The sequence below is a fragment of the Actinomycetospora corticicola genome (assembly GCF_013409505.1).
Lineage (GTDB): Bacteria > Actinomycetota > Actinomycetes > Mycobacteriales > Pseudonocardiaceae > Actinomycetospora > Actinomycetospora corticicola.
In genome coordinates, this window is record NZ_JACCBN010000001.1 from 2,857,803 (window position 1) to 2,871,630 (window position 13,828).

The 13,828-nt window shown below is 72.3% G+C and carries 12 protein-coding genes; 3 read left to right on the plus strand and 9 right to left on the minus strand.

The window, feature by feature from the left end; all coding sequences use genetic code 11:
• Positions 1 to 690: a thiamine pyrophosphate-dependent enzyme gene (locus BJ983_RS13735; protein ID WP_179794288.1), complete on the plus strand. Its 690-nt coding sequence runs from the start codon at positions 1 to 3 to the stop codon at positions 688 to 690.
• Positions 687 to 1,550, plus strand: coding sequence for a transketolase family protein (locus BJ983_RS13740; RefSeq protein WP_179794289.1), 864 nt, complete (start codon positions 687 to 689; stop codon positions 1,548 to 1,550). Before BJ983_RS13735 ends, BJ983_RS13740 begins: the two co-directional genes overlap by 4 nt.
• 24 nt (positions 1,551 to 1,574) lie before the next feature.
• Here the strand turns inward: BJ983_RS13740 and lysS are convergent, their stop codons facing one another.
• The 9 genes from lysS to BJ983_RS13785 all read right to left on the minus strand — a co-directional run bounded on the left by lysS (position 1,575) and on the right by BJ983_RS13785 (position 12,809).
• Positions 1,575 to 3,272, minus strand: coding sequence for a lysine--tRNA ligase (gene lysS, locus BJ983_RS13745; protein ID WP_179794290.1), 1,698 nt, complete (start codon positions 3,270 to 3,272; stop codon positions 1,575 to 1,577).
• Positions 3,272 to 4,066 carry a fumarylacetoacetate hydrolase family protein gene (locus tag BJ983_RS13750; RefSeq protein ID WP_179794291.1) on the minus strand — a complete coding sequence of 265 codons (795 nt, stop codon included), beginning with the start codon at positions 4,064 to 4,066 and terminating at the stop codon, positions 3,272 to 3,274. Before BJ983_RS13750 ends, lysS begins: the two co-directional genes overlap by 1 nt.
• 10 nt (positions 4,067 to 4,076) lie before the next feature.
• Positions 4,077 to 5,000 carry a hypothetical protein gene (locus tag BJ983_RS13755; protein ID WP_179794292.1) on the minus strand — a complete coding sequence of 308 codons (924 nt, stop codon included), beginning with the start codon at positions 4,998 to 5,000 and terminating at the stop codon, positions 4,077 to 4,079.
• A gap of 3 nt (positions 5,001 to 5,003) precedes the next feature.
• Positions 5,004 to 6,050, minus strand: a complete 1,047-nt coding sequence (locus BJ983_RS13760) for a 3-isopropylmalate dehydrogenase (protein ID WP_179794293.1) — start codon at positions 6,048 to 6,050, stop codon at positions 5,004 to 5,006.
• Between the two features lie 142 nt (positions 6,051 to 6,192).
• Positions 6,193 to 7,761, minus strand: a complete 1,569-nt coding sequence (gene serA / locus BJ983_RS13765; protein WP_179794294.1) for a phosphoglycerate dehydrogenase — start codon at positions 7,759 to 7,761, stop codon at positions 6,193 to 6,195.
• Positions 7,762 to 8,090: 329 nt separating this feature from the next.
• Entirely contained in the window at positions 8,091 to 9,071 is a 981-nt protein-coding gene (locus BJ983_RS13770; RefSeq protein ID WP_179794295.1) for a hypothetical protein, read from the minus strand.
• A 274-nt stretch (positions 9,072 to 9,345) separates the two neighbouring features.
• On the minus strand, positions 9,346 to 10,350 hold the full coding sequence (ilvC, locus tag BJ983_RS13775) for a ketol-acid reductoisomerase (RefSeq protein ID WP_179794296.1): 1,005 nt from the start codon (positions 10,348 to 10,350) through the stop codon (positions 9,346 to 9,348).
• 42 nt (positions 10,351 to 10,392) lie between these two features.
• Complete coding sequence (gene ilvN, locus BJ983_RS13780) at positions 10,393 to 10,893, minus strand: acetolactate synthase small subunit (protein ID WP_179794297.1); 501 nt, start codon at positions 10,891 to 10,893, stop codon at positions 10,393 to 10,395.
• Positions 10,890 to 12,809: an acetolactate synthase large subunit gene (locus tag BJ983_RS13785; RefSeq protein ID WP_179794298.1), complete on the minus strand. Its 1,920-nt coding sequence runs from the start codon at positions 12,807 to 12,809 to the stop codon at positions 10,890 to 10,892. The genes ilvN and BJ983_RS13785 overlap by 4 nt, the downstream gene beginning before the upstream one ends.
• Positions 12,810 to 13,070: 261 nt before the next feature.
• On the opposite strand from BJ983_RS13785, the gene BJ983_RS13790 reads away from it, so the two are divergent.
• Entirely contained in the window at positions 13,071 to 13,751 is a 681-nt protein-coding gene (locus BJ983_RS13790; RefSeq protein ID WP_179794299.1) for a PH domain-containing protein, read from the plus strand.
• The last annotated feature ends 77 nt before the right edge of the window (positions 13,752 to 13,828 follow it).

Sequence of the window (13,828 nt, forward strand, 5' to 3'; positions counted from 1 at the left end):
ATGACCACCGTGCGACCTCCCACCGACCCCGCCGAGCTGCACCGGCTGATGTCGCTGATGACGGGCGACGAGAAGCACTCCGCCGCGGCCACCTCCACCCTCGACGTGCTGCACGTGCTCTACGACCGCGTGCTGCACGTCGATCCGCAACACCCCGACGACCCGGTCCGCGACCGGTTCCTGCTCTCCAAGGGCCACGGTCCGATGGCCTACTACGCCGTCCTCGCCGTCCATGGGTTCCTCGACGAGGCCGAGCTCGCCACGTGGGCGCAGCCGGGCTCCCGGCTCGGCCTGCACCCCGACCGCGTGCTGGTGCCCGGCGTGGAGATCGGGTCGGGATCGCTCGGCCACGGCCTCCCGCTCGCCGTCGGGACCGCGGTCGGTCTGCGGATCCGCGGTCTCACGACGCCGAGGGTGGTCGTCCTCGTCGGCGACGCGGAGCTCGACGAGGGCTCCAACCACGAGGCCGTCGCCTACGCCGGGCGGTCCGGGCTCGCGAACCTCACGGCGGTCGTCGTCGACAACGACTCCGCGACCCACCGCGGCGACCTCGCCGAGCTGTTCCTCGCCGAGGGCTGGCGCGCGATCACCGTCGACGGCCGCGACCACGACGTCCTCGAGACCGCCCTCACCGCCGCGCACGACGACCGGCCGCTGGCGGTCGTCGCCGTCGTCGAGCCGAAGGGATGACCCTCGTGACGACGAGCCTGACCACCACCACCATGCGCGAGGCCTTCCTGCACGCCACCGCCGACGCCATCGACACCGACGACCGCACCGTGCTCGTCCTCGCCGACATCTCCGCCGGTGCCGACCCGGTCCCGGACCTCGCGCGACGTCGCCCCGGTCGGGTCGTCAACGTCGGGATCCGCGAGCAGCTGATGATCGGGGTCGCCGGCGGCCTCGCCCTGACCGGTCTGCGCCCGGTCGTGCACTCGTACGCCCCGTTCCTCGTCGAGCGCCCCTACGAGTCGCTCAAGCTCGACCTCGGCCATCAGGACGTCGGGGCGGTGCTGGTCTCGATCGGCGCCTCCTACGACCAGCCGGGGATCGGGCGCACCCACGAGGCACCCGAGGACGTCGCCGTCGTCGACACCCTTCCGGGCTGGACCGTCCACGTGCCGGGCCATCCGGACGAGGCCGACCGGCTGGTCCGCGAGGCGATCGCCGGCGACGGTCCGGTCTATGTCCGACTGTCGAGCGAGGTGAACGCGGCACCGCACCACGGCACCGGGCTGCAGACGGTCCGGGAGGGCTCCCCGGACGACGTCGTCGTCGCCGTCGGTCCCACCCTCGACCGCGTGCTCGCCGCGGCCCGGTTCCGCGACGCCACCGTGCTCTACACGTCGACGGTCCGGCCGTTCGACGCCGCCGGGCTGCGGGCCGTGGTCGGCGAGGTCCCCACCGTCACGATGGTCGAGCCGTACCTGGAGGGCACCTCGGCCCGCGTCCTCGACGAGGCGCTGTCCGACCGCCCCCACCGCCTGGTCATGATCGGGTATCCGCGGGAGGAGTCGCACCGCTACGGCGACCACGAGCTGCCGCTCTAGGTCAGCTTCTCGCGGGACCCGTCGTCAGGAACCGAGCTGGCGGCGGACGGCCTCCGGGCCCGCGGCGAGCAGCAGCGTGGGCAGGCGCGGCCCGGTCTCGGAGCCGACGAGCGCCCGGTAGAGCAGCACGAAGAAGCGGCGCTGGGCGGCCTTCAGCTCGTCGGTGGGCGTCGTGTCCAGCGGCAGGCCGGCCTGCTGCTTGGGCACGCCGTAGACGAGCGTGGTCAGGCCGTCGAGCGACCAGTCCTGCTCCAGCCCGTCGAGCAGCAGACGCAGCGACTCCCGGTCGGTGTCGTCCAGCGACCCGAGCAACGACGCGTCCGGCGCCGGCAGCAGCCGGGTGTGCGACTCCTCGGGCATGTAGTGCTCGACCCAGGCCTCCGCGCGGTCCAGCCGCGGGCGCAGGTCGTCGAGCGTCACCGGCTCCTCCGGGTCGCTCGCCACCAGCCCCGTGAGGATGCGCCCGAGCTGCTGCGGGTCGCCGGTGGTCACGTCGACGACGGAGGTGAGGGTGCGGAACGAGACCGGCTGAGGCGTGACCGGCAGCGCGCGCTCCGCCGTCGCCACGGACCGCGCGTGCCCGAGCGCCTCGATCGGCGGGGCCGTGCCGCCCGCGACCTTGCGCGAGAGCGCGTCCCACTCGTCGTAGAGCCGGGAGAGCTCGGCGTCGAACGCGACCTTGATGGCCTGGTTCGGACGACGGCGGGCGTAGAGCCAGCGCAGCAGCGGGGCCTCGAAGACCTCGAGTGCCGACGACGGGGTCGGCACGCCGCCCTTCGACGACGACATCTTCGCCTGCCCGGAGATGCCGACGAAGGCGTACATGGGACCGATCGGCTGCCGGCCGCCGAAGATCTCGGCGACCAGCAGGCCGCCGACCTCGTACGACGAGCCCGGGGACGAGTGGTCCACCCCGCTCGGCTCGAAGTCGACGCCCTCGTAGGCCCAACGCATGGGCCAGTCGACCTTCCACACCAGCTTGCCGTGGGTGAACTCGGAGAGCAGCACCGTCTCGGACGACCCGCAGGCGCAGGTGAAGGTCATCTCGGTGGAGTCGTCGTCGTAGGCGACGATCGTGGTGTCGTCCTTGCCGCAGGACGAGCAGAACGGCTTGTAGGGGAAGTACTCCCCCGTGGCCGAGCCGACCACCTCGTCGTCGGGACCCTCCTCCCCGTCGTCGGGAAGGGTCTTCTTCGTCCGGAAGCGCCCCAGCACCGCGTCGATCCGCGAGCGCTCGCGCATGGCGAGCAGCGTCTGCGTGACGTACGCGCCGGAGGTGTACATCTCGGTCTGGGAGATGCCGCGGAAGGGCACGCCGAGCTGCTCGAGCGCGGCGATCATCGGCGCCTTGAAGTGCTCGGCCCAGTTCGGGTGCTCGCTGCCCCGCGGCGCCGGGACGGCGGTGAGCGGCTTGCCGATGTGCTCGGCCCACGAGTCGTCGATGCCCTCGACGCCCTTCGGCACGCGGCGGAAGCGGTCGAAGTCGTCCCAGGAGACGACGTGCTCGCACGGGAGCCCGCGGCGCCGGATCTCGTCGGCGACCAGGTGCGGGGTGAGCACCTCGCGCAGGTTGCCGAGGTGGATCGGGCCGGACGGGCTCAGCCCGGAGGCGCAGACGATCGTGCGCCCGGGCTCGGCCTTCGCGACGACGTCGTCGGCGAGCGTCGCCACCCAGTCCTGGGAGGTGGACTCGGCGCTCCCACCACCGCGCTTGCGCGCCATCAGCGATCCCGGACCGGGTTCGTCAGCGTGCCGATGCCCTCGACCGTCACCGACACCGTCTGCCCGTCGACCATCGGCCCGACGCCGGCGGGGGTGCCGGTGAGGATCGTGTCGCCGGGCAGCAGCGTCATGACCCGCGAGATGTACGCGATCTGCTTCTCGATGCCGTGGATGAGCATGCTGGTCCGCGACTTCTGCACCGACGCCCCGTCGAGCGTCGTCTCGATCGCGAGGTCGGACGGGTCGAGCTGGGTCTCGATCCACGGCCCGAGCGGGCAGAACGTGTCGTACCCCTTGGCGCGGGTCCACTGGCCGTCGGCGGACTGCAGGTCGCGGGCGGTCACGTCGTTCGCGACGGTGTAGCCGAGCACCACGTCCTTCGCCCGCGCCTCGGGCACATCGCGGCACGGCACCCCGATCACGACGGCGAGCTCGCCCTCGTAGTCGACGCGCTCGGAGTCCGCGGGACGCAGGATCGGCAGGCCCGGCCCGATCACGCTCGTCGAGGGCTTCATGAAGATCAGCGGGTTCGCCGGCGCGTCGCCGCCGCCCATCTCGGCCACGTGCTCGGCGTAGTTCTTGCCGATGCAGACGACCTTCGAGGGCAGGATCGGCGCGAGCAGCCGGACGTCCGCGAGCGGCCAGGTGCGGCCGGTGAAGGTCGGGTCGCCGAACGGGTGCTCGGCGATCTCCGCACACACGTCCCCGCCCTCCGGGCTGCCACCGGCGGTGGTGGGCGACTGGAGGGCGGCGAACGAGACACCGTCGGCGTGGGCGATCCGAGCAAGACGCACGGCGACCACCCTAGTCGCCGCGCGGGACCACCTCTCCGGCCGCCACCGGCTCCTCGTCGGCCACGAGCGTCCACTCCCCGGCCCGCCCGAGCTCGGCGTTGAGGGCCCGCAGATCGGTCCGTGGCACGGCCAGCCACGCGCCCTGGTCCGACCACGTCCACGCCAGTGGGACCTCGGGCAGGGCCCGCGCCACGGCCGCGTGCAGCACCGTCGAGAGGTACTTCGGGTGGCTCGCCCAGGCGAGCTCGAGGGCCTTCCCGACGACGGAGACGGTCAGCTCGGTGCGTCGCTCCCCGACCTCGAGGTGCTCGACCGTGATCGGGGTGCCGGTGAGCCGGGCGAGGTCGGCGACCTGGGCGCGGAGGTCGTCGGAGAACTGCTCGACGTGGCTGTCGTGGAAGGCGAGGGCCGCGAGGTGGTCGTCGGTCTCGAACTCCGGGTGGTAGTACCCGCCCTCCCACAACGCCGAGAGCACGCTGTACGCCGTGACCGGTTCGCCCGCGTCGGCCACCGACTCCATGAGGTCGACCGGCCGCGGGGTGCGGGGGCGGAAGAGGCCGGCGCGGTCGAGGACGCCCACCACCCGCGCCAGCTCGGCCCGTCCCTCGACCGACAGCTCGGGCGGCGACGGGCGCTCGAGGGTCTCCGGGGTCTCCGCCCGGACCGGCACCGGCCCGGCGTCGGGAACGCGAGCGGGGATCCGCCAGCCGGAGACGGGGCCGGACTCCCGCGCCGCCCGGGCCGCGTTCGCGGCCCGGCGATGGCGGACCGCCACGATCGAGAAGCCGACCAGGGCCACGACGGCGAGCCCGACGAGCGGCCACGGCGACCCGAAGCTCCCGGGGCCGAAGGCGAGGTAGAGGAAGTAGCCGGAGACGACGAGACCTCCTGCGCCCCAGAGCAGGGCGAGGAGGTCGTCGATGGTGCCGCGCACGGCTCAGGCGAGGGAGCGGGTCCCCGCGGCGCTGGAGACGAGGGCGGCGAGCCGGTCGCCGACCGCGCTCGTGCCGCCGGGGTTCTGGTGGTCGCGGGTCGCGAGGTCGAACGCGACGGCGGCCTCGACGCGGCGGGCCAGCTCGGGCTCGCCGAGGTGGTCGAGGAGGAGCGCGACACTCAGGATCGCGGCCGTCGGGTCGGCGATGCCCTTGCCGGCGATGTCCGGGGCGGACCCGTGGACCGGCTCGAACATGCTCGGGTTGGCGCGGCTGACGTCGAGGTTGCCGGACGCGGCGAGGCCGATGCCGCCGGTGACCGCGGCCGCGAGGTCGGTGAGGATGTCGCCGAACAGGTTGTCGGTGACGATCACGTCGTAGCGCGACGGGTCGGTGACCAGGTGGATCGTCGTGGAGTCGACGTGCTGGTAGTCGACCGCGACGTCGGGGTGCTCGAGCGAGACCTCCTCGACCACGCGCGACCACAACGACCCGGCGTGGGTGAGGACGTTGGTCTTGTGCACCAGCGTGAGCTTGCGGCGCGGACGGTTGGCGGCGCGGGTGAACGCGTCACGCACCACCCGCTCGACGCCGAACGCCGTATTGATGCTGACCTCGGTCGCGATCTCCTGCGGGGTGTCCTTGCGCAGCAGACCGCCGGTGCCGGCGTAGGGGCCCTCGGTGCCCTCGCGGACGACGACGAGGTCGATCTCCGGCTGCGCGGACAGCGGCCCGCGCACGCCCGGGTAGAGCCGCGCCGGCCGCAGGTTCACGTGGTGGTCGAGCTCGAAGCGCAGGCGCAGCAGCAGCCCGCGCTCGAGGATGCCGCTGGGCACCGACGGGTCGCCCACGGCACCGAGGAGGATCGCGTCGTGCTCGCGCAGCTCGGTGAGCACCGACTCGGGCAGGAGCTCGCCGGTGGAGTGCCAGCGGGCGGCGCCGAGGTCGTAGTGCGTCGACTCGATCTGAGGGGCCAGCTCGGAGAGGACCTTGAGGGCCTCGTTGGTGACCTCGGGTCCGATGCCGTCTCCGGGAACCACCGCGAGTCGCATGTCCTGCATTCCTCCCCCGACGGGCCGACCTCGATGGTGCGACCGGGCTCACCTGCGGTGGAGGCTACCGCGCGTGTCGGCAGGACTCCGCACCGGATCACTCCATGGGATGTGTCGCTACCCGATCTGCCCGATCCGGCGCTCAGCCGAACGGGATCATCCGGGTGGTTCGCGCGTCGAGGGCGGTCCCGATCGGGGCCAACACCTCCTCCGGGACCGCCCGGTCGACGCGCAGCAGCATCAGCGACGAGCCCCGGTCGCGGGTCTGGGAGAGCTGCGCGGCCTCGATGTTGACCCCCGACTCCCCCAGTCGGGTGCCCACCTGCCCCATCGCCCCGGGCCGGTCGGTGTACTCGAACAGCAGGACGTGGCCCTCGGCGCGCAGGTCGAACGAGCGGCCGTTGATCTCGACGAGCTTCTCCACCTGGTCGGTGCCGGTGAGCGTGCCGGAGACCGTGGTGTCCCCGGCGCGCAGCGTGACGAGGCTGCGGTGGTTCGGGCTCTCGGTGGCGGTCTCGACGGCGACGCTCACCCCCCGCTCGGCCGCCAGCGCCGGGGCGTTGACGAACGTGACCGGCTCGTCGACGACCTCGCCGAACACCCCGCGCAGCGCCGCGAGCTCCAGGATCCCGACGTCCTCGTGCCCGAGCTCGCCGCGCACCTCGACGACGATCGACTCCGGCTGCCCCACGAGCGTCGACAGCAGCGTGCCCAGCTTCTGCGTGACGCCGAGCCACGGACGGACCTCCTCGCCGACGGCCCCGCCCTGCACGTTGACCGCGTCCGGCACGAAGTCCCCGCGCAGCGCCTTCAGCACGGAGTGGGCGACGTCGGTGCCGGCGCGGTCCTGGGCCTCGGCGGTGGAGGCGCCCAGGTGCGGGGTCGCCGTGACCTGCTCGAGCTCGAACAGCGGACTCTGCGTGGTCGGCTCGGTGACGTAGACGTCCACGCCCGCTCCCGCCACGTGCCCCGAGCGGATCGCCTCGGCGAGCGCGTCCTCGTCGACCAGCCCGCCCCGGGCCGCGTTGATCACGATGACGCCGGGCTTCGTCCGCGCCAGCGCCTCCTTGCCGATCAGCCCCTGAGTCTCCGGGGTCTTCGGCAGGTGGATGGTCATCATGTCGGCGCGGGCGAGCAGCTCGTCGAGTTCCACGAGTTCGATGCCCAGCTGCGCGGCGCGGCTCGCGGGCAGGTACGGGTCGTAGGCGATGACGTGGGTGTCGAACGCCTTGATCCGGCTCGCGAAGAGCTGGCCGATCTTCCCGAGCCCGATCACGCCGACCGTCTTGCCCTGGATCTCGACACCGGAGTACCTGCTGCGCGCCCACTCACCCCGACGCAGGGCGGCGTCGGCGGCCGGGATGTGGCGGGCGGTGGCGAGCAGCAGGGCGAGGGCGTGCTCCGCGGCCGAGACGATGTTGCTGGTCGGGGCGTTCACCACCATGACACCGGCCGCCGTCGCCGACGGCACGTCGACGTTGTCGAGCCCCACCCCGGCCCGCCCGACCACGGTCAGCCGCTTCTGCGCGGCGAACACCTCGGCGTCGACCTGCGTGGCACTGCGGACCAGGAGCGCGTCGGCGTCGGCCACCGCCTCGAGCAGGGCCGCCCGGTCCGTGCCGTCGACCTGCCGGACCTCCACCTCGTCGCCGAACACCTCCAGCGTCGACGGGGCGAGCTTCTCGGCCATCAGGACGACGGGCTTCGACATGCTTCTCCCCCGGTCGGCGACGCTGCGGACGGCGAACATGGTGCCCTACGCCACACCATTCCGGGCGCCGAGGTGTGACCTGGACCTCATCCAGGCCGTCGCTGTGGCCGGCCAGTGTTGCGGAGTGCGTCAGCGTGGCCACTCGTCCACGGCCCCGCCCTCCGACGCCTCGCCGCGTCCGGGTCAATGGCCGATCCGTGTCACTGGACGCGCCAACGGCGCCACCCACTCACCGGGCCCGCCCTGCACTGCGGCGCCGCCCTTCAGGTCGCTGGCCGATCCGTGTCACCCGACGCGCCAACGGGGCCACCCACCCAGCGACCGCGTCGTCATACCGCCCGAGGAAGGTCGGGCGTCCAGAGCACGTTCGGGGTCGGCAGTCGCTCCGCGACGGCGATCGCGTCGAGCACGTCACGGCGCAGACCGCTGGAGTCACTCCGCATGCGGCTCGGACGGATCCCGTACACGTGCAGTCCGGCGGCCCGGTACGCGCGATGTTGCCGTTCGGTCTCCTCGACCTGACCCGGCGTCATGAAGTGCTGCTCCACCGAGTCGATCGGGAGCACGAGACCGAGTTCGGGCAGGAAGCCGTCAGCGATGCCGAGGAAGATGGCGTCCGACGTCAGCCGGACGTTGAACAGGATCGTGACCCGGGCGAGTTCCGGGTGCGTGAACCACCAGTCGTGGAAGTCCACCTCGGCGACGGATCGCGCTCCGGCCGTGATCGCGCCGAGGACGGCTCGCGGGAGCGCCGACCCCCGGGAACTCGCCGCCTCGACCTCCACCTGCAACGTGGTCGGCAGCAGCATCCGTCGTTGCACCGGCTCGGTGAGGATCGCCGCGACATCGGACCGCGACGACATGCACCGTGCCGCGTCGACGAGGCAGCGTTCCATCGGCGCGACCGGGAGGCCGTCGCGTTCGCGGACGGGAGGCATCCGGTGCGTCCGCTCCACACGGATGCCCGGGACCGACTGCACCTTGATCTCGGCCGGGATCAGCAGGTGGACCGACTCGGGGAGATCTCCGCGTCGGAGGCGGTGTGCCCGAGCACCGTCGAGTCCTGTGAGAGCGGCCTGCTCCCCCGCGTAGAGGAGCGCAGCGCGGGCCAGCTGTCGGCGGGTGGCGGTGCCCGTGCCGAGCCGGACGGTGGCGGGTGCCATGAGCGTCCACGGCCCGCCGTCCCGGCACCGGCGGTAGATCGTGCAGGCCGGCACCCCGAGTCCCACCAGGACGGCCACGCGGATGATCGTGTCGACGGCCGCCGCACGGATCGCCTCCGGGTCGTGGGCCCAGTCCCCTCGTCTCACGGCACTGGACGATGCGCCCTCCGACACCGCAGGTCGATCACGTCGCCGTTGCCTGTGGACAGGGCCGGGGTGCCCTGCCGGTGGGGACGCATGACTGCTCCGGACGGACGCGCTCGCGAGGACCGGCATGAGCGAGAACCGCCACCGACGCGTCCCGTGCCACCGATGGGCCGTTCCCGTCGGAAAGGGGGACCCGACCCACGACGCGTGCCCCCGGAACGACGACGGCGGGCGTACCCGTGAGGTACGCCCGCCGTCGGGCACGGTCAGCAGGTCAGAGGGACTGCTTCGGGATGAACGGCATGAGGTCGCGGAGCTTGGCGCCGACCTGCTCGATCTGGTGGGCCTTGCCCTCGTCCTCGAGCTTGGTGAAGTTCGGGCGTCCGTTGTCGTCCTCGGCGATCCACTCGCGGGCGAAGGACCCGTCCTGGATCTCGGTGAGCACGCGGCGCATCTCGTCCTTCACGGCCGAGTTGATGATGCGCGGGCCGCGGGTCAGGTCGCCGTACTCGGCGGTGTCCGAGCAGGAGTAGCGCTGCCCGTAGATGCCCTTCTCCCACATGAGGTCCACGATCAGCTTGAGCTCGTGGAGGCACTCGAAGTAGGCGATCTCCGGGGCGTAGCCGGCCTCGACGAGGGTCTCGAACCCGGCCTGGACCAGCGCCGAGGTGCCGCCGCAGAGCACGGCCTGCTCGCCGAAGAGGTCGGTCTCGGTCTCCTCGGTGAACGTCGTCTTGATGACGCCCGCGCGGCCGCCGCCGATGGCCGACGCGTAGGAGAGCGCGAGCGCCTGGGCCTGACCTGACGCGTCCTGCTCGACCGCGATGAGGCAGGGCACGCCCTTGCCGTCGACGAACTGGCGGCGGACCAGGTGGCCCGGGCCCTTCGGCGCGACCATCGCGACGTCGACGTCCGACGGCGGCTTGATGAGGTCGTACCGGATGTTGAAGCCGTGCCCGAAGAAGATCGCGTCGCCGGACTTGAGGTTCGGCGCGATGTCGTCGGCGTAGATCTGACGCTGCTTGGTGTCCGGCGCCAGGATCATGATGAGGTCGGCCTCGGCGGAAGCCTCGGCCGGCGTGACCACCCGCAGCCCCTCCTCCTCGGCCTTGGCGCGCGACTTCGAGGACTCGGGGAGCCCGATGCGCACGTCGACGCCCGAGTCGCGCAGCGACAGCGAGTGGGCGTGGCCCTGGGAGCCGTAGCCGATCACCGCGACCTTGCGGCCCTGGATGATCGACAGATCGGCATCGGCGTCGTAGAAGATCTCGACACTCATGGGAACTGCGGTTCCTTCCTGACTGACGCTCTGAAAGACGTACTAACGATTCGCGGCGATCGCGCGCGGCCCGCGGGCCAGTGCGACCATCCCCGACTGGACGATCTCGCGGATGCCGTAGGGCTCGAGCATCCGCCGCAGGGCCGACAGCTTGTCAGCCGTGCCGGTGGCCTCGACGGTGACCGCGTCGGGAGCGACGTCGACCACCTTCGCCCGGAACATCTGCGTCACCTCGAGCACCTGCGACCGCACGGTGGCGTCGGCCCGCACCTTGAGCATGACCAGTTCGCGCTGGACCGAGGTCGTCGGCTCCAGCTCCACGATCTTGATGACGTTGACCAGCTTGTTGAGCTGCTTGGTCACCTGCTCGAGCGGGAACTCGTCGACGCTGACGCAGATGGTCATGCGGGAGATCCCGTGCTCCTCGGTCGGGCCGACCGCGAGCGACTGGATGTTGTAGCCGCGCCGGGAGAACAGCCCCGAGATCCGGGCCAGCACGCCGGGCTTGTCCTCGACGAGGACCGACAGCGTGTGCGTGCTCATCGGACCTCGTCCTCGCGCTCGATGTTCGTGACGACCTCGTCCGCGCCCCCGGCCTCGGGGTCGTCGAACAGGGGCCGGATGTCCCGCGCGGCCATGATCTGGTCGTTGCCGGTGCCGGCGGCGACCATCGGCCACACCTGGGCGTCCGCCCCGACGGTGAAGTCGATGACGACGGGACGGTCGTTGATCGCCATGGCCTGCTCGATCACGCGGTCGACGTCGTCCTTCGACTCGCAGCGCAGGCCCTCGCAGCCCAGCGCCTCGGCGAGCATCACGAAGTCGGGCACGCGGTGCTTGTGCGTGCCGAGCTCGGTGTTCGAGTAGCGCTCCCCGTAGAACAGGGTCTGCCACTGACGCACCATGCCGAGGTTGCCGTTGTTGATGACGGCGACCTTGATCGGGATGCCCTCAATCGCGCAGGTGGCGAGTTCCTGGTTGGTCATCTGGAAGCAGCCGTCGCCGTCGATGCACCAGACGGTCGTGTCGGGCATGCCGACCTTCGCGCCCATCGCGGCGGGCACGCCGTAGCCCATCGTCCCGGCGCCGCCGGAGTTGAGCCACGTCCGCGGGTGCTCGTAGCCGATGAACTGCGCGGCCCACATCTGGTGCTGGCCGACGCCCGCGGAGTAGATGGCCTCGGGGCCGGCGATCTTCCCGATGCGCTCGATGACGTACTCGGGCGACAGGGTGCCGTCGGCCGGCTCGTCGTAGCCGAGCGGGAAGGTCTCGCGCCAGGAGTTGAGCTGGTTCCACCACGACGTCAGGTCGGGGCGCTCGGCCCCGTCCTGCGAGCGGGTGCGCAGGGCCGCGGTGAGCTCGCCGATGACCTCGCGGGCGTCGCCGACGATCGGCACGTCCGCGACCCGGTTCTTGCCGATCTCGGCGGGGTCGATGTCGGCGTGCACGATCTTCGCACCCTGCGCGAACGTCGACAGATCGCCGGTGACGCGGTCGTCGAACCGGGCGCCGAGCGCGACGAGCAGGTCGGAGCGCTGCATGGCCGCGACCGCCGCGACGGTGCCGTGCATGCCGGGCATGCCGAGGTTCTGCGGGTGCGAGTCGGGGAACACGCCGCGCGCCATCAGGGTGGTGACGACGGGGGCCCCGGTCTCGCGGGCGAGGTCCATCAGCTCGGCGGCGGCCTCGGCCTTGATCACGCCGCCGCCCACGTAGAGGACGGGACGCTCGGCCTCGGCGATCAGCCGGGCGGCCTCGCGGATCTGCTTGCCGTGCGGCTTCGTGGTCGGGCGGTAGCCGGGCAGCGCCATCTCGACCGGCCACGAGAACGTGGTCTGCGCCTGCAGCACGTCCTTGGGCAGGTCGACGAGCACGGGGCCGGGACGGCCGGTCGAGGCGATGTGGAACGCCTCGGTGATCGCCCGGGGAATGTCCGCCGGGTCGGTCACGAGCATGTTGTGCTTCGTGATCGGCAGCGTGATGCCGCAGATGTCGGCTTCCTGGAACGCGTCCGTGCCGATCATCTTGCGCCCGACCTGCCCCGTGATGGCGACGATCGGCACCGAGTCGAGCATCGCGTCCGCGAGCGGGGTCACCAGGTTGGTGGCGCCCGGACCCGACGTCGCGATGCAGACCCCGACCCGCCCGGTGGCCTGGGCGTAACCGGTCGCGGCGTGGCCCGCGCCCTGCTCGTGGCGCACGAGGATGTGCCGCACGAGCGTCGAGTCGTAGAGCGGGTCGTACGCCGGGAGGATGGCGCCGCCGGGAATGCCGAAGACGACGTCGCAGCCCACGGCCTCGAGCGATCGCACGAGGGACTGCGCCCCGGTGGCCGGGGTGGGGTCGACGCGGGCAGGACGAGCCGCCGGGCGGGACGACGGCGACGCCTGGGCGGCCGTGTCCTGCTGCTCGCTCGGCGCGCCGGTGCGCGGCGCCGGGCGCGGTCTGGCTGTGGTCATCGGTGATCAGCCTCTGTGGAAGTCAGGCGGGCCAGGACACGAAAAAGCCCTCGCCGCCGGTGGCGGAGAGGGCAGGCGCGTCAGGTTCTTTCAGGCGGCGAGCACGATGCTCGTCAGACGCTGACGCGCCCGGCGAGTACGAGAATTCGCTGCATGGGGCAGACGTTAGCACGCGCCCCGGACCCTCCGGGACCATCACCCGCGTCACACCCGGATGCGGCCGACCCGGCCCGGGATGCCCGACGCTGGCACCATCACGGGGTGGCCGACGAGCAGCAGACTCCCACCGGGACGGCGACCGCCGGACGCCCCGCGCCCGCGGTCTTCCGGGCCGTGCCGACCGTCGCGCTCGTGGCCGTCGCCTTCCTCGCCCTGTGTCTCTCCCCGATCGCCTTCCAGGGCGGGCCCTGGTTCCTGCTGTTCCTGGGCCCGCTCGCCGTCGGCGCGTGGGTCGTGCGGTCGCGGACGCGGGCCGACGAGGAGGGCCTCCACGTGCGTCGGGTCCTCGGGACGCGGTCGGTGGCGTGGTCGGAGCTCTCCATGCTGCGCCTGCCGCAGAAGGGCTGGGTCCGCGCCGTGCCCACCGACGGCGCCGAACTCGAGCTGCGCGGCGTCCGCATCCGCGACCTCGGGCGGATCTCCGAGGCCTCCGGGAACCGGATCACCGCCCCGACGCCCGCCGAGGCGGAGGCCGCCGCGGAGCACGCGCGCGAGCTCGAGGCGGCCCGCATGCGCGTGGCGAAGCTCCGGGAGCTCCAGAACGCCGAGCCCGCCGACGACGAGACCGCCGAGCAGCCCGACGACGAGCCCGCGACGCACGCCGCGACCACGGACACGGCCACACGGGACGCCGCCACCACGGACACCGCGACCACGGACACGACCGCACAGGACGCCGCCGACGCCCCGCACGACGACGGGTCCTCCCGCCGGGACGCCTGAGCGCCCCACCCGCACCGACCCGGCGTCTCCGGAAGTGCGGCGTAGCCTCCGATCGGTACCGCACCCGTTCCAGGAGG